Source organism: Ralstonia sp. PBBBR1, assembly GCF_002256165.1.
Taxonomy (GTDB): domain Bacteria; phylum Pseudomonadota; class Gammaproteobacteria; order Burkholderiales; family Burkholderiaceae; genus Ralstonia; species Ralstonia thomasii.
The window spans coordinates 51,561-70,481 of sequence record NZ_NKIL01000013.1; the positions used below are offsets into that span (position 1 = coordinate 51,561).

Annotated in this window: 15 protein-coding genes and 1 tRNA gene; 4 read left to right on the forward strand and 12 right to left on the reverse strand. The window is 65.4% G+C overall.

The annotated features are described in order from the left end of the window. Positions 1 to 307: 307 nt before the first annotated feature. The 3 genes from CFE42_RS20565 to CFE42_RS20575 all read right to left on the reverse strand — a co-directional run bounded on the left by CFE42_RS20565 (position 308) and on the right by CFE42_RS20575 (position 4,402). Positions 308 to 1,870 (reverse strand): methyl-accepting chemotaxis protein, encoded by a 1,563-nt coding sequence (locus CFE42_RS20565; protein WP_004634344.1) that lies wholly within the window; start codon positions 1,868 to 1,870, stop codon positions 308 to 310. A 140-nt stretch (positions 1,871 to 2,010) separates the two neighbouring features. Beyond that, positions 2,011 to 2,178, reverse strand: coding sequence for a hypothetical protein (locus CFE42_RS20570; protein WP_193747944.1), 168 nt, complete (start codon positions 2,176 to 2,178; stop codon positions 2,011 to 2,013). Positions 2,179 to 2,395: 217 nt separating this feature from the next. After that, the gene (locus CFE42_RS20575; RefSeq protein WP_004634343.1) at positions 2,396 to 4,402 is read right to left on the reverse strand and encodes a CocE/NonD family hydrolase; all 2,007 of its coding nucleotides are present in this window, start codon (positions 4,400 to 4,402) and stop codon (positions 2,396 to 2,398) included. 527 nt (positions 4,403 to 4,929) lie between these two features. Here CFE42_RS20575 and CFE42_RS20580 point away from each other — a divergent pair. From CFE42_RS20580 to CFE42_RS20595, 4 genes are all read left to right on the forward strand, one after another. Next, the gene (locus CFE42_RS20580) at positions 4,930 to 5,211 is read left to right on the forward strand and encodes a hypothetical protein (RefSeq protein ID WP_004634341.1); all 282 of its coding nucleotides are present in this window, start codon (positions 4,930 to 4,932) and stop codon (positions 5,209 to 5,211) included. A 132-nt stretch (positions 5,212 to 5,343) separates the two neighbouring features. Continuing rightward, positions 5,344 to 5,434: transfer RNA gene (locus CFE42_RS20585), tRNA-Ser, on the forward strand. A gap of 150 nt (positions 5,435 to 5,584) precedes the next feature. Then, positions 5,585 to 6,052, forward strand: coding sequence for a (2Fe-2S)-binding protein (locus CFE42_RS20590; RefSeq protein WP_004634339.1), 468 nt, complete (start codon positions 5,585 to 5,587; stop codon positions 6,050 to 6,052). Continuing rightward, complete coding sequence (locus tag CFE42_RS20595) at positions 6,049 to 8,346, forward strand: xanthine dehydrogenase family protein molybdopterin-binding subunit (RefSeq protein WP_004634336.1); 2,298 nt, start codon at positions 6,049 to 6,051, stop codon at positions 8,344 to 8,346. The genes CFE42_RS20590 and CFE42_RS20595 overlap by 4 nt, the downstream gene beginning before the upstream one ends. Before the next feature lie 72 nt (positions 8,347 to 8,418). On the opposite strand, the gene CFE42_RS20600 is transcribed toward CFE42_RS20595, so the two are convergent. From CFE42_RS20600 to CFE42_RS20640, 9 genes are read right to left on the reverse strand one after another with little or no spacing between them, the layout of a single operon-like run. Beyond that, entirely contained in the window at positions 8,419 to 9,009 is a 591-nt protein-coding gene (locus CFE42_RS20600; RefSeq protein WP_004634335.1) for a peroxidase-related enzyme, read from the reverse strand. Next, positions 9,006 to 10,886 carry a CMD domain protein gene (locus CFE42_RS20605; RefSeq protein ID WP_004634332.1) on the reverse strand — a complete coding sequence of 627 codons (1,881 nt, stop codon included), beginning with the start codon at positions 10,884 to 10,886 and terminating at the stop codon, positions 9,006 to 9,008. The genes CFE42_RS20600 and CFE42_RS20605 overlap by 4 nt, the downstream gene beginning before the upstream one ends. A gap of 5 nt (positions 10,887 to 10,891) precedes the next feature. Next, positions 10,892 to 12,460, reverse strand: a complete 1,569-nt coding sequence (locus CFE42_RS20610; RefSeq protein WP_004634329.1) for an ABC transporter substrate-binding protein — start codon at positions 12,458 to 12,460, stop codon at positions 10,892 to 10,894. 50 nt (positions 12,461 to 12,510) lie between these two features. Then, complete coding sequence (locus CFE42_RS20615; RefSeq protein WP_004634326.1) at positions 12,511 to 13,512, reverse strand: oligopeptide/dipeptide ABC transporter ATP-binding protein; 1,002 nt, start codon at positions 13,510 to 13,512, stop codon at positions 12,511 to 12,513. Further along, positions 13,509 to 14,513 (reverse strand): ABC transporter ATP-binding protein, encoded by a 1,005-nt coding sequence (locus tag CFE42_RS20620; RefSeq protein ID WP_004634324.1) that lies wholly within the window; start codon positions 14,511 to 14,513, stop codon positions 13,509 to 13,511. The genes CFE42_RS20615 and CFE42_RS20620 overlap by 4 nt, the downstream gene beginning before the upstream one ends. Continuing rightward, on the reverse strand, positions 14,510 to 15,439 hold the full coding sequence (locus CFE42_RS20625) for an ABC transporter permease (RefSeq protein ID WP_004634322.1): 930 nt from the start codon (positions 15,437 to 15,439) through the stop codon (positions 14,510 to 14,512). The genes CFE42_RS20620 and CFE42_RS20625 overlap by 4 nt, the downstream gene beginning before the upstream one ends. Beyond that, positions 15,436 to 16,419 (reverse strand): ABC transporter permease, encoded by a 984-nt coding sequence (locus tag CFE42_RS20630; protein ID WP_004634321.1) that lies wholly within the window; start codon positions 16,417 to 16,419, stop codon positions 15,436 to 15,438. Before CFE42_RS20630 ends, CFE42_RS20625 begins: the two co-directional genes overlap by 4 nt. Further along, complete coding sequence (locus tag CFE42_RS20635) at positions 16,416 to 17,915, reverse strand: NAD(P)/FAD-dependent oxidoreductase (RefSeq protein ID WP_004634319.1); 1,500 nt, start codon at positions 17,913 to 17,915, stop codon at positions 16,416 to 16,418. The genes CFE42_RS20630 and CFE42_RS20635 overlap by 4 nt, the downstream gene beginning before the upstream one ends. After that, positions 17,912 to 18,886, reverse strand: coding sequence for a LysR family transcriptional regulator (locus CFE42_RS20640; protein ID WP_004634317.1), 975 nt, complete (start codon positions 18,884 to 18,886; stop codon positions 17,912 to 17,914). Before CFE42_RS20640 ends, CFE42_RS20635 begins: the two co-directional genes overlap by 4 nt. Positions 18,887 to 18,921 lie beyond the last annotated feature (35 nt).

An 18,921-nucleotide genomic window follows, 5' to 3' on the forward strand; every position in this document is an offset into this window, starting at 1 on the left:
CCGCTACTGACTGGCTTGTGTGGCATGGCGGCGCCGAACAGGCTGCGCCGCAAGTCTGAGGTCTTTGCTTGCATGGTGGCCTTCGTCGGCAGGGCGGGCCGTGCGCGGCCCCGGCTTGCTCCGTCGCGGGTGTTGAACGGGGCAAGTTCACTTTGCGTCGCGCGTGCAGGTCCGCCAATGCAGCGGAAGTCACGAACGACGGCCTAACGAAAGACACAGGAAATAAAAGAGAAAACGCCCGCGGCCTTTCGGCAGCGGGCGCAATGACAGCTTGGAGATGACGGTTGCTACGGTGACTGTGCCGCGATCAGGCGTGTGCGGCGTGCGGATCGACGCGGAAGAACGACATCGTAGCGTTCAGCTCCTGCCCCTGGTCCTGCAGCGATTGCGATGCGGCGGCGGCCTCTTCCACCAGCGCTGCATTGCGCTGCGTGACTTCATCCATTTGCGAGATCGCCTGGTTGACCTGTTCGATGCCGCGCTTCTGCTCGACCGATGCAGCGGCAATCTCTTCCATGATGTGCGTGACGCGGGCCACGGCTTGCGTGACCTCCGTCATCGTCTCGCCGGCTTCTCCGGCCAGCGTGGAGCCGTCGTGAATGCGCTCCACCGACGAGGCGATCAGTTCCTTGATCTCCTTGGCGGCCGTTGACGAACGCTGCGCCAGGCTGCGCACTTCGCTGGCGACCACCGCAAAGCCGCGGCCCTGCTCGCCTGCACGTGCGGCTTCCACGGCGGCGTTCAACGCGAGGATGTTGGTCTGAAACGCAATGCCTTCGATGATGCCCGTGATGTCGGCGATCTTGCTCGAACGGTCGCTGATGTCCTGCATGGTGGACACGACCTGGCTGACGACCGTGCTGCCCTTGAGCGCCACCTCCGACGCGGTGGAGGCGAGCGCGGTGGCGTGCTGGGCGTTCTCGGCGTTCTGCTTCACGGTGGACGTCAGCTCTTCCATGCTGGCGGCTGTTTCCTGCAGCGACGACGCCTGGGCTTCCGTGCGCTGGCTCAGGTCGGCATTGCCGGCGGCAATCTGCTTGGCTGCACCGGCAACGCTGCTGCTGCTGTCGCGCACCTTGTCCACGATCTCGGTCAGGCGGCCATTCATGTCACGCAGGGCGGAGAGCAGGCGGCTCGTCTCATCCTTGCCGCGCACCTCGATGCGGCTGCTCAGATCGCCGCGTGCCACCGTCTGGGCGACGTTCACGGCGGTGCGGATCGGCTGCGTGATCGAGCGCGTGATGACCATGCCGGCGATCACTGCCAGCAGCACCGCGCCGATCGACAGGCCGGCCAGCAGGTTGCGCTGCATGACGTACTGCGCCTCATATGCCTGCACGAGCTGTTCCTGGCGCTCGTGCGTGTAGGTGGCGTACGCGTCGGTGGTCTTGATGAGCGCTGCCAGCAGCGGGCGGCACTCGTTGTCCATCTTCTGGACGGCTTCGTCGCGTTTGCCGGCCAGTGCCAGCCCGACGATGTCGGTCGCCACAGGGCCGTACTGTGCTTCCACGCGGTTGATGTCTTCCACCAGCGTACGGGCGCGGTCGGTTACGTCCTTGGCGCCCGCAATCATGTCGTTGAGCTGCTTGAGCTTGTTCTTCACATCGTCGTGCGCACGAAAGACGTCAGCCTTCTCCAGATCCAGGTCTTGTTGCGTGACCACGAGTACCAGGTTGCGTGCGGCAATGGCGCGGCGATCCACCGCCGTGCGCACGTCGTTCGCGACGTCTGCGCGGGCGCTGATGCCGTGCACGTAGTTCGAGAATCCTTCGGTCGATTCGGACAGTGCCCGCAACGACATGCCCGACACGACGACAACAATGGCTGCCAGCACGCCAAAACCCGTGGTCAGCTTGGCTTTGATGGTCATCTGAGAAAGGTTCACAGCGTTCTCCGGTTTGCTGAATGACTTGAGATGTGGTCGAGCACCGGAGCGGCTTGAGAAAGACGGTCGACGACCACGTTTGTTATATGCAAGGTGCTGCTTACTTGAGAAAGATGCAGGTTATGTCATGGCGTGACCGATTTGTCTTCGTTGAATTTTCCGGTCTCCACAGGGTTATCGGCATTAAAAAGATAATCCTGAATAACTTTCTTATGCGCGTTTTCACTTAATGCAATTGAGGGGCCTTGTTTTGCCAGTGAAACCTTTTCTGGAAAGGGTTGGGCCGCCATCATTCCGAATGGTGTGGGCGGTTATGCAAAATGTGTGGCGCCAAGGTTTTCCTACCCTATTCGCGTTACCTGGAGTCAGCTATCGCTATTTTCTCTGCATCGTTTGCCATGCGTGGTTTTACCTATGTATTTAGCTGGCTACCTATTTTTGTGGTGTCGGGTGTCTAAAGAAAACGGCCCGCCGAAGCGGGCCGTACGATTGCCACGAAGCGGGGTGTCGCTACAGCGCGGTGGCTGGTACCACGGGCAGGACCACCTTGGACGGATGCGCCGCATCGCTATAGACCGTCAGGACGCCGACGAGCGAGTTGAGCAGCGTGGGTAGTGGCGGCACACCTTGCGGCAGGTTGCTCGCGCCCACGGCCACCCGCAGCTTGTGGCCCTTGGCGATGAGCGCGCTGGTCGGGAACACCTCGATCGGCACCATCACGGCCTGGCCCGGCATGAGCGCCTGAACGGAGCCTGGGGTGAACGGATGCCATGGCTGGATCGACAGGCCGTTCATCGTGCGCGAACGGCTGGCGTCCACCGCGCGCAGCGAGGCCGTCTGGAGGCCATCGGTGAGTGGCGTGACGTTGCCTGCCGCGTCCACGTCGTCAATGCGTACCGAGACGCCGGCGTCCAGCGCGGTGGTGGAGATCCACATATCCGCTTCAATCGGCCCGTTGAGGTAGACATCGGCCGGCATGGGCGGCGTTTCGAACTTCACATCGGCGGCTTCGGCAAGGGTGTCGTCGGTCTGGCACGGTAGCGGGATGAAGCCCGTCAAACCAGCCGTCCATTGCGACAGGCTGATCGAGCACGCGCCGTTCAGCGGCTGCTGCGCGACCTTGTTCGACGCTTCGTTGGCGGCCGGCGCGGTGGTCGACAGACTTTTGTCGCCGCGCAGGAAGAGCTGCTGCGCCTGCACCTGCGGATGCGGCCAGTCTGTGGCGGTGGCGTAGTGGCCGAGGCCGGTCACGTATTGCGTGACGTTGGGCAGCGCATCGGCGCCCACGTTCATGCCTTTGACGTACTGGTCGAACCATTGCAACTGAATGTGGTTCAGCGGCGGCACGCCATCGACCGGCAAACCGCTGCCCAACGCGGCCTGCAGATGCGTCCACGGGCCGATCAGCAACTTGGCCGGCGCCTGCGTCTTGATGCTCTCGTACGTGAGCGGCTCGCTGCGCTGGAAGAGATCGTGCAAGCCGCCCACCACGAAGGTCGGCACCTTGATCCTGTCGTCGTTTTCCAGTGGCGAGCGCGTCGCCCAGAACGCGCCGTCATACGCGGTGGCCGGTGTGCCAAGCAGTGCCTGCAACATGGTCGGCAGCTGGAACGTCGTGACCGCAGACACCAGATGTTGCAGCACGGCTGGCAGACCGATGGACGGGTCTGTCACCAGCGTCGGATCGGTCAGGCTCAGCACCGACACCAGCCCGAACCACGCCGGGATGAACGTGAGATTCGTCTGCCCACCGGTGAAGACGATGTCGCGGTAGCCATCGCCAATCGGCACGATGGGGAAGGCCGCCTTGACCGCCGGATGGTTCTGCGCCGCCGTGATGACCGTCGTGATGCCGAGGTACGACACGCCGTACAGGCCGATGGCGCCGTTGCTCCACGCTTGTTGCGTCACCCAGTCGACCACGTGGCCATAGTCGCTTTGCTCATCGGCGCCGAAGGCGTCCCATGTGCCTTGCGACTGGCCGGTGCCGCGCACGTCCACCACCACCGTCGCGTAGCCGTGCTGGACGATGTACGGATCGGCCGCGCCCAGCGCAGCACCGATCGAGGCTTCGTATTGCGCGTTGCCGCCGTTGTACGAGGTTTGCACGAGCACTGTCGGAAAGGAGCCCGTTGCGGCGTTGCCGGATGCGTCGGCGGGCAGCGTCACATATGCGGCGAGCTTCGTGCCGTCGGGCATCGAGATGTATTGCGTGGCTTGCCGGGCGACGCCCGCGTAGAGCACGGGCGGGTTGTAGTCGACCCACTTGGCGCCAGCGTTGCTCGTGATGGACGTGCCCGGCTGCGCGGGCGTGGCGCGCGTACCGAGCGTGGTCCAGTTGACTGCGGCCGGCTGTACCGGCGGTGTTGGCTGCGTGGTGGTGTTTGAATCTGCGCGGATGCTGTTGGCGACAGTCGAGCCATCATTGCCGCCGCAGCCCGAGAGCGAAAGCGCCGCGCACAGCAGTGCCGACATCAGCATGCGGCCGCGCCGCACACGTAGGGTGCCCATTTGCATGGGGTGTCTCCTCTTGAATGCTTTTGTTGTGTGGGGGGAATGGCCAGCGCGCCGAGGGTGGCGGCATGCGGCCGATCGCTTCCGGTTCAGAAGCGAAGCAAGCGAAGAGGCCGGCGCAGAAGAGGGGTGGGTGACACGACCGACCGCGCGCCAGCGGGCTTGGGCGCACGGATAAAGCACCAAGCATGCCCACCGCCCGTCACCACGCAGATGGCGTTGTACGGCGATATGGCACGTGTGTGGGGGCCCGGAACACCGCCCGCGTTACGTAACGTTCCGCGTAACGAGCCGCCTGACGCAGCGGTTTTCAGATGAGAATTTCGCACCCCACCGACGTAGGGATGCTCCCCGCAAAGCGCCGCCAACAGGGTGTTTCAAACAGATCAAAACAACAACGCACGCATGCAACACGCGCGCATTGAGCGGCTCATGGGTGTTGGCATGGACGTTGCATATTCAGGCTGCACGCCCGGCACAGGGCGCCATACGAAGAGCGCAACAACAGCACAGACCGCAAGGGGGCCATCATGAATCGCAACATTCAAGACGTCGAGATTGCCGCTGCCATCGACTCGGACCTGCTCCGCCGCCGCGAGCAGTTTGCCGGTCAGCCCGCCGCGTGGCGGGTCTGGTCGGAGGCCGCGCACGTTGCCACATTGAATGAACGCGCACGCAACGCGTTTATCGAGCACGTTGCCAATAGCCGTGGTGCCGATATCGCCCTGCGCCTGCTGCTGAAAGCGCAGTCGATTCGCGATCAGGTTGCGCAGACGCTGATGACGAATGAGACACAAGCCACGCTGCATTGAGTTACGCGAGGGGATGCCGACCAGGTAAGTTGAGTCGGCGGTGGGATGCAAAAGGCCTTGTCGGGAGACCGGGCCTTTTGTTCGTGAGGGAAACTTGGCGAGACCGTGCAGTGTGCTACAATCGAGGGCTTCGGAGAGATGGATGAGTGGTTTAAGTCGCACGCCTGGAAAGCGTGTATAGGTTAATAACCTATCGGGGGTTCGAATCCCCCTCTCTCCGCCAGGAATCCAAGGCCCGAGTGCGCAAGTGCTCGGGCCTTTTTGCATTCGCCGATGTTGCCATGTCGAGGTGGACCACTATTGCTGACCTCAGCCGTTTGAACGTACGCTTGGCCAGCAAAAAAGAATCACAACACAAGGAGACCACCGCCCCATGGAACTGGACGTCAACCACAAGCCGGTCAGCGTTGATTGCGACCCGGCCACGCCGCTACTGTGGGTGCTGCGTGATCACCTGAACCTGACCGGTACGAAGTTCGGCTGCGGCGTCGCGGCGTGCGGCGCATGCACCGTACACGTGGACGGCGCGGCCGTGCGGTCGTGCGTGCTGCCGGTGGCGGCTGTGGCCGGCAAGCACATCACCACCATCGAAGGACTTGCCGGCGGCGGGGGCAAACGCCACGCGCTGCAGCAAGCCTGGATTGACGAGCAGGTGCCCCAGTGCGGCTACTGCCAGTCCGGCATGCTCATGGCCGCGGCGGACTTGCTGGCCCAACACCCTGACCCGACGGATGCCGACATCGACGCGGCCGTGACCAACATCTGCCGTTGTGGCACATATCCGCGCATGCGCGCCGCTATCAAGCGCGCTGCCAAGGCGTTGCGGGAGGGCCGCGCATGAACGCGAAGACTACAAAACCGCGCAGCGGACGCCGCCGTTTCCTGCTCGGCGCACTCGGCATTGGTGGCGCACTGGTAGTCGGTTGGGGTGTGATGCCGCCGCGCAGCCGCGTGGGCGATCCGGGCATTTTCCCCGAGCACAACGGCGAGATTGCCCTCAACGGCTGGATCAAGATCACGCCCGAAGGCAACGTCGTGCTTGCCATGCCGCGCGTGGAGATGGGCCAGGGCATCCACACTGCGCTGTCGATGCTGGCAGCCGAAGAGCTGGACATTCCGCTCGCGCGCGTGCGCATCGAAAGCTCGCCGGTGGAACGCATCTACGGCAACGTCGTCGCCATGGGCGACAGCTCGCTGCCGCTGCATCCTGATAGCGCTGACAAGACGTGGGCGCGCGCACTGCACTGGATCATGGCCAAGAGCGCGCGCGAGATCGGCCTCATCATTACCGGCGGCAGCAGCAGCACCGCCGATGGCTGGCAGCCCGTGCGCGAGGCCGCCGCCACGGCGCGTGCGGCGCTGGTGGAAGCCGCGGCGCGCGAATGGAATGCGCCAGTTGCGCAAGTCAGCATCCGCGAAGGCCAGTTGATCGGCCCCGGCGGCAAGCAGTCCACGTTTGGCGAGATGGCCAAGTCGGCGCGTGGTCTCTCTGCGCCGTCCAACGTGACGCTCAAGCCGGCCTCGCAATTCCAGTTGATCGGCAAACCGGCGCCGCGCAACGATCTCGCCGCGAAGACGGATGGCAGCGCGCGATTCGCCATCGACACGCGCCTGCCCGGCATGTTGTATGCCGCTGTCGTGATGTGTCCGGTGTTTGGCGGCAAGCTCAAGACGTTTCAATCGAAAGCGGCGCTTGGCATGCCGGGCGTGCATTACGTGGTGCCGTTCGAGGGCACAGGCGGCGGCGCTCCCGGCGTGGCGGTGGTGGCAGACCATTACTGGCAGGCCCGGCAGGCGCTGGCAACACTCGAACCCGTGTGGGACAACGGCCCGCATGCCAAGCTCGATTCCGCGGGCATTCGGCAGCAGCTTGTCAGCGCCCTCGACAGTGACAAGGGCGGCTTCACGTATCGATCGATGGGCGACGGCCTGAAAGCCTTCGACAAGGCTGATGGCGCCACCCTCGTCGAGGCCGAATACAGCGCGCCGTATCTCGCGCACGCCACGATGGAACCGATTAACTGCACCGCGCAGGTGACGCCGGAAGGCGTGCATCTCTGGGCGCCCACGCAGGTCGCCACGCTGGCGCAGCTGGTGGCGGCGCGTGCGGCAGGTGTCAGCGGCGACAAGGTGCAGATCGATATCCCGTTCATCGGCGGCGGTTTCGGGCGGCGGCTGGAATCGGATTTCATCGGTCAGGCCGTCACCATCGCCACCAAGACCGACGGCAAGCCCGTGCAGGTCATCTGGTCGCGCGAAGAAGACGTCCGCCACGACTTCTATCGCCCGCACGCCATCGCCCGGCTCAAGGCGCGTGTCGAGAACGGCAAGGTCACCGCGATTGCCTCGCGCAGCGCCGGCCAATCGATTCTCGCGGGCGAACTGGACCGTCTGTTCGGTGCGCCGTCAGTGGGCATCGATCGCTACACCGCTGAAGGCCTGTTCGACCTGCCGTACGAAATCGAGCACGAGCACATCGCGCACCTGGCAGTCGATCTGCCGGTTCCCGTAGGCTTCTGGCGCAGCGTGGGGCATTCGTACAACGGGTTCTTCATGGAGGGCTTTCTCAACGAGGTGGCGGCCGCGGCCAAGCTTGACCCGTTGGCGATGCGGCGTGACTTGCTGAAGGACCATCCGCGCGAGCTGAAGGTGCTGGACACGGCAGCGCAGGCCGCCGGCTGGGGGCAGCCGCTGGCACCAGCCGCTGACGGCGCACCGCGTGCGCGCGGCATTGCGCTGCACCCGAGCTTCGGCTCCGTGGTCGCGCAGGTGGTGGAGGTGTCGATGAAAGACGGCAAGCCACGCGTGCATCGCGTTGTGTGCGCAGTCGATTGCGGCACGGTGGTCAACCCGGGCATCGTTGCGCAGCAGATGGAAAGCGCGGTCATCTTTGGCCTGACGGCGGCGCTGTATGGCCGGATCGACATCAAGGACGGCCAGGTCGTGCAGTCGAACTTCCCCGATTACCCGGCGCTCAAGATGGCAGAGACGCCCGTCATCGAAACGCACATCGTACCCAGCACGGCAGAACCCAGCGGCATGGGCGAGGTGGGTGTGCCGCCAATCGGGCCGGCCGTGGCCCATGCCGTGGCGCAGTTGACGGGCAAACCGGTGAGGCAGTTGCCAATGGCGTGACGCCGCTGCGCTGAAATGAAAAAGCCGCAGGTGTGCGCCTGCGGCTTTTTCTTTGGAGCGATGCCGCCTGGCTCAGGCCGCGTCCGGAAACACGGGTTCGCCCAGATTCAGCATCAGTCGATTCGCCCACGCAAAGATGGCCACGGCGTGTATCAGGTCGAGAATCTCCGCGTCGGTCAGGCCAGCGGCCTTGAGGGGCTGCAGGTCTTCGCCGCGCAAGTGCCCTGGGTGCAATGTCAGGTCGATCGAGAACAGCACGATGGCACGTTCACGCGCGTTCGTGCCTGCGATGTGCGGGTCTTCAAAGACTTGCTTGATCACATCGTTGCGCTTGGCCAACTGCTCGAAGCGCTGTGCGTGGACGGATGCGCAATACACGCAGCCGTTGACGCGCGAAACCACCGCGCTGGCGAGTTCGCGCTCGGCACGCGACAGTCCGCCGGGCGCATACATGATCGCGTTGAATGCCGCCGACCGCTGACGCAGGATCTCGGGCTGGTGAACGAGAAACCGGTAGTAGTCCGACGTTTTCGCCTTCGGATGGCTTTCTTCCAGCACGGCGATCTGCTCGGGCGTGGCGCGGTCGAGGTCGACCACATCCAGCCACGCTTGCCATTCAAGCGATTCGTTGGTGAAGCCGTGTGCGCGGATGATCTCGGTCATGCTGCGGTCTCCGTGGAAGCGGTGGCGCTGCCGCTGCCGGCGGCTTCGCGGAGGGCGCGCAAGCCGGCGACGAGCCGCGTCTGATACGACAGGAAAGCGATGAGCTGCGCGAGCGTCACGACGTCGGCCGTGGCGAGGCCCGCGGCGGGCAGGCGCAACAGCGCATCGCGGTCGCCCTCGATGGGGCGCTCGACGAGCGTGCGCGTGAAGGTGAGGATGGCGCGCAGGCGTGCGTCGGTCAGCGTGTCGATATCGCCGTGGTCGACGGCTTGCAACGCATCTGCGTCGACCGGCGTATTCGCGAGGCGTGCGCGGTAGTGTTCGGCCAGTTCAGCCGCCGGTGTCAGGCGGCAGGCGTACAGCGCCACGAGCAGGCGTTCGCCCAACGTAAGGCCGGGCGGGTCTGCGTCGAACAATGCGTTGTAGCTGCCCTGTGTGGCCGTTGCCACCTTTTCGCGGGCATGGCGTAGCGCATGCGTGGGGTTGCCGTCGTCCAGGCCGGCAATCTGGTCGACCACATCGTGTGCGGGCGTGAAATCCATCGATGAAAGACTCCGGGAATCGGGTACGGACGCGCCGCGCGCGGCCACCGCGCTGGCGAGGAAGCGAAGCACTGCTGCCCATGACTGGGCGTCGGCGCGGGCGTTGGCGCGCGGCTCGCCGCCCCCGGTGCTGATGCGGCCCGACACCGGGTGCGCATAGACGAGCTGCGTGGTCGGCACGTATGGGAAGACGATGGCGTGACCCGCGCCTTCGTAATCGAAATGTTGGACGGGGTAGGGGTGGCGTACCTCGGCTAGTTTGGCGGTCACCATGCGCGAGTAGTCGCTCGAGGGCCACGAGCCGTCATCGGTGGCGGAGAGCAGCAGCACCGGTCCACGCGCGCGCTCAATGCGGATGCGCGCACGTGCCACGGCATCGGCATCCTGCAGCGCGGTGCGGATGGCGCGCTCGTGGCGATGCGGCGCGGGGCCTTCGTCGAACGGTGCCCAGGTCGCCGTGCGGTTGCCTTCCCACAGATGCGGCAGCGGCTGACCTCGATACAGCCACGTGGGGCCTTCGCGGCCGACAGCGGGGTCGGCGGCGTTCTGCCCGCTGTGCACGACGGCGCCCGGCACGTAACCGATGACCGCAGATACCGCCTCAGGGAATGTCGCGCCCAGCAGCAATGCCAGTTCACCCCCGCGCGACTGGCCGCTCACGGCAACGAAGTCGTGCAGCGGCTCCACGCGTTTGCGCAGCCAGGCAAGCGCGCGCTCGAAATATTCCAGCGGCGTATTCGAGATGTAGTCCGGCAGCCCCGGCGCCTTGAAGTACGCCAGCGCAAAGGCGGCATAACCGTGCGAGGCATACAGCGCCGCGCGCGGCTCGTTGATGCCACCGCCCGAGCCGTTGAGGATGAGCACGGCCGGGCGCGGGCCCGGGTGCGCATACGGATCGGGCAGGTATAGCGTACCGACCAGACCATCGTCGCGCACATCGTGGCGCGTCACCCCCGGCGCGGCCAGCCGTTGCACGAAGCTCGCGTGGACCGACTCGCCGTTGGCCGTGGCCGTCAGCGTGGTCGTCAACGGCTCTGCGACTGGCTGTGGAAACACCTCGCGTGCCTTGCCGTCTTCCGGGCGCTGGCTCCAGACGATGCCCATCGCGCTGACGCCGGCGTAGTCGCCGGAGACGGGCGCGTCGCGCGTCAGGTCCACGGTGCCTTGCGCATCGGCGACGAACGCGGCGCGGCTGTGCCACAGCACATCATTGCCGCGACGCGTTTGCGCGACGATGCCGACTTGTGTGCCAGGCGCGAGCCCCGTCACGACGATGCCGCGCGATACGTCGATCAGGTCATCCGCCGGCGTCACGCTGAGCGCGAAGGTTCCCATGGCGCTTACTTGCCGTCCTTGGTGACCATCTGGGCCGCGGTGCGATCGCTCGTCATCGGCGTCACCTTCAGGCCCTTCTTGGCGGCCCACACGTTCTGGTAGTGGTACAGCGGCATCACGCCCACGTCATCCGAGACCAGCTTGACCGAGTGGCGCAGGATGGCCGCGCGCTTTTCCACGTTGAATTCCTCGGTGGAGGCGTTCAACGCGTTGTCGACAGCCGCGTTGCTGTAGTGGCCCCAGTTGGATGCGCCCAGACCCTTCTTGGTATCGACGGTGGCCAGCACGTTGACAAGCGCGTAGCTTGCTTCGCCCGTGCCGTTGCCCCACGCCAGCATGCTCATCGCATATTCATTCTTGTTGGCGCGGCCCGAGTAGACCGACCAGGGCACCACTTCCACGCGCGCCTTCACGCCGATGCGCGTCCAGAACTGCGCCACCGCCTGCGCCGTTTCGGGGCCTTGCGGGTAGCGATCATTCGGCACGTGCATCACGAGGTTGAAGCCCTGCGGAAAGCCCGCATCGGCCAGCAGCTTCTTGGCCTGCGCCGGGTCGTAGGCGATATCCTTCACGTCGGGGTTGTAGCCGTACGTGTTCGACGGCATCCACTGGTTGGCGACAGTGGCGGCGCCTTGCAGGATGCGGTCGACAATGGCCTTGCGGTCGATGGCCAGCGACAGCGCACGGCGCACGCGCACATCCAGCAGCGGATTGTTCGGCAGCGGCTTGCCGTCGTTGCCGGTGACGTAATCGTTCGGCCCCTTGCGGAAGCTCGGTTGCAACAGCATCACACGCAAGCCCGGATAGGAAAACACCTTCACGTTGGGCGACTGGCGCAGGCGCGCCAGGTCAGACACCGACACCTTGTCGATGACATCCACCTCGCCTGAGAGCAGGTTGGCCGTGCGCGCGGCAGCATTGTTGATGTAGCGGTAGTTGACCTTCTCCCAGAGCTGTTTGCCGCCCCAGTAGTTGTCGTTGCGCGCCATCACCACGCGATCGCCCGGCACATACGAGACGAACTTGTAGGGGCCGGTGCCCACCACGGCGCGGCCCGCGTTGTAGTCCTCAGTCGACGACTTCTCACCCACATGCTTGCTGACGATGTGCACGGACGCGAGGTTCAGCGGCAAGTCCGGGTTCGGGATGTTCGTCTTGATGATCAGCGTCAGCGGGTCTTTGGCCGTGACGGACTCCACCGTGCGCAGATAGCCCGCGAACGTTGCCACGCTGCCCGGCACGCTGCGCGCGCGCTGGTACGAGAAGATGACGTCATCCGCCGTGAACGGCTGGCCGTCGTGCCATTTCACGTTCGGGCGCAGCTTGAATTCCCACGTCTTCGGGTCCAGCGTCCTCCACGACAGCGCCAGGCCGGGCTGCAGCTGGTTCCACTTGTTCTCGACCAGCAGATCCCAGAAGTGCACGTCGACGGAGCGGTCGCCTGCGTGATTGTTCAACTGCGGGTCGAGCGACGACAGCGGATCGGCAAAGGCAATGTTCAGCGTCTGCGCGCCGGCAGCGCCGGCAGCGGCAAACAGCGCGACGGCAAGCGACGAGGCTAGGAGGCGTTTCACGTGGGTTCCCTTTTTCCTGTTTTTGGAATCGTTGGCTTATTGAATGTCGTTCAGGTCGCGTCGTTCAGGTGGCACGCGCTGATGTGGTTGACCGCAATGCCGCGCAGCGTCGGCGTCTCGGTCTTGCAGCGGGGCATGGCGTGCGGGCAGCGTGGGTGGAAATGGCAGCCCGTGGGCGGATGCAGCGGACTCGGCATCTCGCCCTGAATGGCGGTGAACGTCTTGTGACGGGCCGACAGGCGCGGAATCTCCGCCAGCAAGGTCTGCGTGTAAGGATGGTTCGGGCGGCGGAAGACTTCCTCCGCAGGGGCGGATTCCACCACGCGGCCGAGGTACATGATCACCACCCGGTCGGACAGGTGCTCCACCACGCCCAGGTCGTGGCTGATGAACAGGTAGGTCAGGTTGAGCTGCTCGCGCAGGTCCATGAACAGGTTCAGGATCTGCGCCTGGATCGACACGTCCAACGCTGCCACCGCTTCGTCGCAAACCAGCATCGAGGGCTGCACGGCCAGCGCACGCGCAATGCCGATGCGCTGGCGCTGGCCGCCGCTGAACTGATGCGGGTAGCGGTCGCGCAGGGCGGGGTCCAGGCCGGCGCGTTGCATCTGCGCGGCCACATAATCGGCAAAGTCGGCGCGGTCGGTCAGGCCATGCACGCGCGCCGCTTCGCCAACGATTTCTTCCACGCGCAGGCGGGGGTTGAGGCTGGCGTATGGGTCCTGGAAGATCATCTGGATCTTCAGGCGGGCCGCGCGGGCTTCGTCTGCCGTGAGCATGTCGATAGCCTTGCCGTCCACGCGAACCTCGCCGGCCGAGGGCGGCATCAGGCCCGCAGCAATGCGGCCGAGCGTGGATTTGCCGCAGCCCGATTCACCGACGAGGCCGACGACTTCACCGGGCTGGATCGCGAGGTCGACACCATCGACAGCACGAACGATTGCAGGCGGATGCGCCAGGCCGAAGCGCTGCAGAACGCGATCAGCGGCGCCGACTTTGCGATCGCCAAAGCGTTTGCTGACCTGCTTGAGTTCGACGAGCGGCGTGCTCATGCGACCTCCCGCGAGGAAGCGTGCTGCGCGCCCGGATGGAAGCAGCGCACGAGGCGGTCGGGTATGGGCTGCGTGATGTCCGGGCGTACGCCGCAGACCTCGGTGGCACGCGGGCAGCGCGCCGCAAACGCACAGCCCGCGGGCAGCGACAGCAGGTTCGGTGTCATCCCGGGAATCTGGCGCAGGCGCTGACCGCGCCGGTTCTCGCTGGGCAGGCTGTCGATCAGGCCCATGGTGTAGGGGTGCAGCGGGGCATCGAGCACGGCATCAACCGGACCGTGTTCGACGATGCGCCCGGCATACATCACGGCCACCTCGTCAGCCAGGCCGGCCACGACAGACAGGTCATGCGTGATCCAGATCAGCGCCGTGCCGTGCATGCGCGCGAGCTTCTGCACTTCGGACAGGATCTGCGCCTGGATGGTCACGTCCAGCGCCGTGGTCGGTTCGTCGGCAATGATCAGGTCGGGCCGATGCAGCATCGCAATGGCAATCGCCACGCGTTGGCGCATCCCGCCGGAAAGCTGATGCGGATACGCCCGCAGCCGCTCTTCGGGACTCGGAATGCCCATCAGGCCGAGCGTGTCGCGTGCATGGTCCCACGCCTGCTTGTGGCTCATGCTGCTGTGCGCGCGCACGGCCTCGATCATCTGGGCATCGATGCGCAGCACGGGGTTGAGCGTCATCATCGGGTCCTGGAAGACCATGGCGATGCGATTGCCCTGCAGCTTGCGCAGTTCGCGCGGGGCGAGCTTGGTGAGGTCGCGGCCCTGGTAGAGGATCTCGCCGCCGACCACGCGGCCGGGCGGGTCCACCAGACCCATGATGGAGAAACCGGTGACGGACTTGCCTGAGCCGGACTCGCCGACCAGCCCGAGGATGCGCCCGCGCGCGAGCGAGAACGACACATCGTCCACCGCCGGCAGCACGCCTTCACGTGTGAAGAAATGCGTGCGCAGGTTGCGGACTTCGAGTGTGGTCGCGTTGGTGGACGCCGTCATCGTTGCGCCCTCGGGTTCAGCACTTCGCGCAGGCGGTCGCCCACCAGGTTGATGGCCACCAGCGCCAGCAACAGCGCGATGCCCGGATAGAAACTGATCCAGTACTGGCCTGAGAGCATGTATTGGTATCCGTTGGAAATCAGCAGGCCCAGAGACGGCTCGGTAATCGGCACGCCCAGGCCCAGGAACGACAGCGTGGCTTCCAGCGTGATCGCGCGCGCCACCTGCAGCGTGCCCACGACGATCAGCGGCGGCAGGCAGTTCGGCAGGATGTGCTTGAGCGCAATGCGCCAGCCGGGCAGGGCGAGCGAGCGGGCGGCTTCCACGTATTCGCGGCGACGCTCGACCAGCGCTTGCCCGCGCACCGTCCGCGCGTAATACGCCCACTCCAGCACCACCAGCGTCAGCACGACATTGGTGATGCTCTTGCCCAGATAGGCGAGGATCATCATGGCCACCAGCACCGACGGGAACGACAGCAGCAGGTCGACCGTGCGCATGATGATGCTGTCGACGCGGCCACCGGCATACGCCGCAATGAGGCCGAGCAGCGTGCCGATCACCGCCGCCACGGCTGCCGAACCGATCCCCACGCCCAGGCTGATGCGCAGGCCATAGAGGATGCCTGAGTACAGGTCACGCCCCTGGCCATCGGTGCCGAGCCAGTACGTGAACGTCCCCAAGCCATTCGGCGAACCCGGTGGCAGGCGCGAATCCAGCACGTCGAGCTGCATCAGGTCATACGGATTCTGCGGCGTGATCCAGGGCGCAGCCAGCGCGGCCAGCATCAGGATCACGACCACGGCGAGCCCAAAGACGGCGGTCTTGGATGCCAGAAAATCGGACACCACGCGCCGCCACGGCGATTGCTTGCGCGGGGCGGCAACCGCGGCTGCGGTGGTGGGTTGCGGAGTTGTATTCATCATGCAGCCTCCGCGCTGTCCGCCGCACGCACGCGCGGGTCCAGCAGCCGATACAGGATGTCGACGATCAGGTTGAGCGACACGAACAGGCACACCACAACGATGAGGTACGACACGATGACCGGCCGGTCCAGCGAGTTGATGCTATCGAGAATGAGCTTGCCCGCGCCGGGCCACGCAAAGATGCTTTCCGTCACCACCGCGAAGGCGATGGTCGAGCCCAGCTCCAGGCCCAGCACCGTCACCAGCGGGATCAGCGTGTTGCGCAGCACGTGCGCCAGCACCACGCGCAGCGGTGACAGGCCCTTGGCACGCGCGAACTTCACGAAATCCAGCGGCAGCACCTCGCGCACGCCGGCAGAAGTCAGCCGCAGCACCAGCGAGAGCTTGAACAGCGACAGGTTGACCGCCGGCAGCACGAGGTGCCGCAGCCCATCGACCGTCAGCCACGACCATTCGACGCCGAACAGGCGTGCGGTTTCTCCGCGCCCGCTGGCGGGCAGCCAGCCGAGGCTCACGCTGAACGCCATGATCAGCATCAGGCCCACCCAGAACGTCGGCAATGAGAATCCCACCACGCTGCCCGTCATGAGCAGGCGCGATACCGGATGGCGCGGATACAGCCCCGCGAACAGCCCAAGCGGCACGCCGATCACCACCGCGATGATCAGCGCCGAAAACGCCAGCTCCAGCGTGGCCGGCAGGCGTTGCAGGATCAGCTGGATGGCCGGTTCGTTGTAGACGAAGCTCTTGCCGAGATTGCCATGCAGCGCGCCGTTCAGGAAGGCGAGGTACTGCTCCCACAGCGGTTTGTCGAGGCCCAGTTCGGCAATGATGCGCGCGCGGTCGATCTGGTCGATGTCCTGGCCGATCAGGATGTCGACCGGGTTGCCGATGGCGTGCAGGCCGATGAAGACGATTACCGTCATCACCAGCACGACCAGCAGCGCCTGGCCGATGCGGCGGATTAGCCAACCTGTCATCGGGCAGCCTCCTGGCTGGAAGTGGCATTCGCTTCCACGCCGGGCGGTGGGGCTGGGGTCCATTCATCGCCAAAGATTTCCGGCTCGGCGTAGGCCTGGATGGCGGCGTAGTGCGCGTCGATGTCTTCCTGGTACAGCAACCCGGCGATGCCCTGCGCCAGCCGCTTCGCACCTTCGCTGATGGCCGGGATGTCGCCCGAGACGCTGCCGTGCGTGACGGACGCGGGATAGCAGAAGCAATGCACGCGCGACAGGCCAGGCAGCGTGCCGGGCGTTTTCTCGCGAAATTCGAACGCGTGCCCGAGATCGGGTGAATCGGCGAGTTCCGCGTCTTCTTCGCCGGGGCGCGGCGTGTAGCGGTCGCGCCATTGGCGGATATGCGGTGCCAGAGCGCTGAATTCGGGGCGTGCGGCCCAATCGGTGCGAAAGCCCGTCGAGAAGATCAGGAAGTCCAGTTGGAATACGCCCTTGGTCGTGGCCACGTGCAGCACGCCGTCGTGCTCGTCCACGCCCAGAATGCCGCAGCCGAAATTGAAGCGCGCATTCGGATGCCGCGACACACGCAGCGTGCTGCCGCGCGGCGGGGGAACCTGCTCGACATTGATGTAATGACGGATGCGCCATTTCCAGGCGTCGGGCAGATATAGGTGGCCATGCACGAGCCCTGGGCTGCCCGCACCCTTGCCCTTGTTCACGCGTGGCAGGTCGGGGCGGCGGATCAGCATGTCGACGCTGGCGGCACCGGCTTCCAGTGCCGTTGCTGCCGAATCCATGGCGGATGCTCCGGCGCCGATCACGCCCACGCGCTTGCCGGCCAGCGTGCCGTAATCCATCTCGTCAGACGAATGCGCCCACCAGCGGCGCGGCAGCCGGCGCGCAAAGTCCGGCACGGATGCGCCGCCAAGCCCGTCACGGCCGGTGGCCAGCACCACGCGGCGCGCAAACACGCGCTGCGTCGGTTGGTCAGGCGCGTCGATCAGCAATTCAACGGCGCCATCCACGCGCGGGTGGATGGCCTTTACGTGGTGTTCGTTGCGAACGTCGAGCTGCAGCACGCGGCGGTACCAGCGCAGGTAGTCCATCCATTGCAAGCGTGGGATCTTGTCGAGCACCTCCCACGCATCGGTGCCGAACTGCGCTTCAAACCATGCGCGAAACGTCAACGCCGGCAGCCCGAGCGCAGGGCCGGTCAACTGCTTTGGCGAGCGCAACGTTTCCATGCGCGCCGTCGTCGCCCATGGGCCTTCGAAGCCGGCGGGCGAGCGGTCGAACACCATCACGCCGATACCGAGATGCTTGAGCGATGCCGCGGCCGCCAGGCCTGCCATGCCGCCACCGATGACGGCCACATCCAGCACGGATCGGCCCTCCAACGTGTGCGGCAGCGTCCAGTGCTTCGCGGGCAGCTCCAACCACGACAGGTCCTGGTGCAAACGGGCTTCGAGCGCTGCGAGCCCGGTCACTTGCAGCGCGTTGTCTTGCTGTGCAGCGGTCATGCGGACGCGCCTTCGGTTTCGTTGATGGATTCGCCATACAGCACCTGCAGCATGCTGGCATGGCGTGCCGGAGCGTGCAGCTTGCAGTCCGGCAGCAGGCGCTGTGCCGCGCGCGCGAGGGCGTCGGTCAATGAGGTCACCGCCGCCGACGGCCGCTTGGCCTCGGGGGTGATCACGCCAAAGAAGAAGGGAATGTCGGCGTCGATCGGGCGCACGGTCACGCCGTCGATCGGCACGCCGTAGGCCGTCACCGGCTCCAGCAACGCGACGCCCAGGCCCGCACGCACAGCGGTCAGCGCATTGAGCGAGGCGTTCGTTTCGATGAGCGAGGTTGGCTCCACGCCGGCCCTCGCCAGCGCCTGGTCCAGACGGCGGCGCAATCGATATGGGTTGTGCATCGTGATGATGGGCTGTCCCGCGCAATCGCCCAATACCACGCGCTTGCCGGCCGCCAGCGGGTCGTGTGTCTGCACAGCAGCCACGCACGCGGCTTCGCCGATCCAATGCACGGTTACGCCGCGATGCTCCAGCGGCAGGCTGCTGAGGCCAAGGTCGGCAGCGCCGGTCAGCACGGCGTGCACAACCTGTTCCGGCGAGGCGCTGCGAATCTGGATGTGTTGCGCGAGTTCCGGCTCATCGGCCAACGCAGCGGGCAGCAAGCCGGCCGCCAATGCGGACGTCGCTGCCAGGCGCAGCGGGCGTGCCTCGCCGCGCGCGATTTCTTCGGCACGGGTTCGGATCTGACGTAAGCTGATCAGCGTGTGCTCGACGTCTTCGTACAGCAGGAAACCCTGCTCCGTTGGCGAGACGCGCGGCCCCGCGCGTGTGAACAGGGCGTAGCCGATTTCGGCTTCGAGATCCTGGATGAGCCGGCTGATGGCGGGCTGCGAGCGTCCCAGCAGCTTGCCCGCCGCAGTGACACTGCCGGTCGACATGACCGCGGCAAAGGCTTCGAGTTGTCGGAGTTCCATCCGCCTGTTTGATCCCAGTCATGCATGTGGTTTGT

Bases quoted from the DNA above. Each gene is read 5' to 3' on its own strand.
- CFE42_RS20565 (WP_004634344.1), bottom strand. From the start codon at position 1,870: ATGACCATCAAAGCCAAGCTGACCACGGGTTTTGGCGTGCTGGCAGCC.
- CFE42_RS20570 (WP_193747944.1), bottom strand. From the start codon at position 2,178: ATGATGGCGGCCCAACCCTTTCCAGAAAAGGTTTCACTGGCAAAACAA.
- CFE42_RS20575 (WP_004634343.1), bottom strand. From the start codon at position 4,402: ATGCAAATGGGCACCCTACGTGTGCGGCGCGGCCGCATGCTGATGTCG.
- CFE42_RS20580 (WP_004634341.1), top strand. From the start codon at position 4,930: ATGAATCGCAACATTCAAGACGTCGAGATTGCCGCTGCCATCGACTCG.
- CFE42_RS20590 (WP_004634339.1), top strand. From the start codon at position 5,585: ATGGAACTGGACGTCAACCACAAGCCGGTCAGCGTTGATTGCGACCCG.
- CFE42_RS20595 (WP_004634336.1), top strand. From the start codon at position 6,049: ATGAACGCGAAGACTACAAAACCGCGCAGCGGACGCCGCCGTTTCCTG.
- CFE42_RS20600 (WP_004634335.1), bottom strand. From the start codon at position 9,009: ATGACCGAGATCATCCGCGCACACGGCTTCACCAACGAATCGCTTGAA.
- CFE42_RS20605 (WP_004634332.1), bottom strand. From the start codon at position 10,886: ATGGGAACCTTCGCGCTCAGCGTGACGCCGGCGGATGACCTGATCGAC.
- CFE42_RS20615 (WP_004634326.1), bottom strand. From the start codon at position 13,512: ATGAGCACGCCGCTCGTCGAACTCAAGCAGGTCAGCAAACGCTTTGGC.
- CFE42_RS20620 (WP_004634324.1), bottom strand. From the start codon at position 14,513: ATGACGGCGTCCACCAACGCGACCACACTCGAAGTCCGCAACCTGCGC.
- CFE42_RS20625 (WP_004634322.1), bottom strand. From the start codon at position 15,439: ATGATGAATACAACTCCGCAACCCACCACCGCAGCCGCGGTTGCCGCC.
- CFE42_RS20630 (WP_004634321.1), bottom strand. From the start codon at position 16,419: ATGACAGGTTGGCTAATCCGCCGCATCGGCCAGGCGCTGCTGGTCGTG.
- CFE42_RS20635 (WP_004634319.1), bottom strand. From the start codon at position 17,915: ATGACCGCTGCACAGCAAGACAACGCGCTGCAAGTGACCGGGCTCGCA.
- CFE42_RS20640 (WP_004634317.1), bottom strand. From the start codon at position 18,886: ATGGAACTCCGACAACTCGAAGCCTTTGCCGCGGTCATGTCGACCGGC.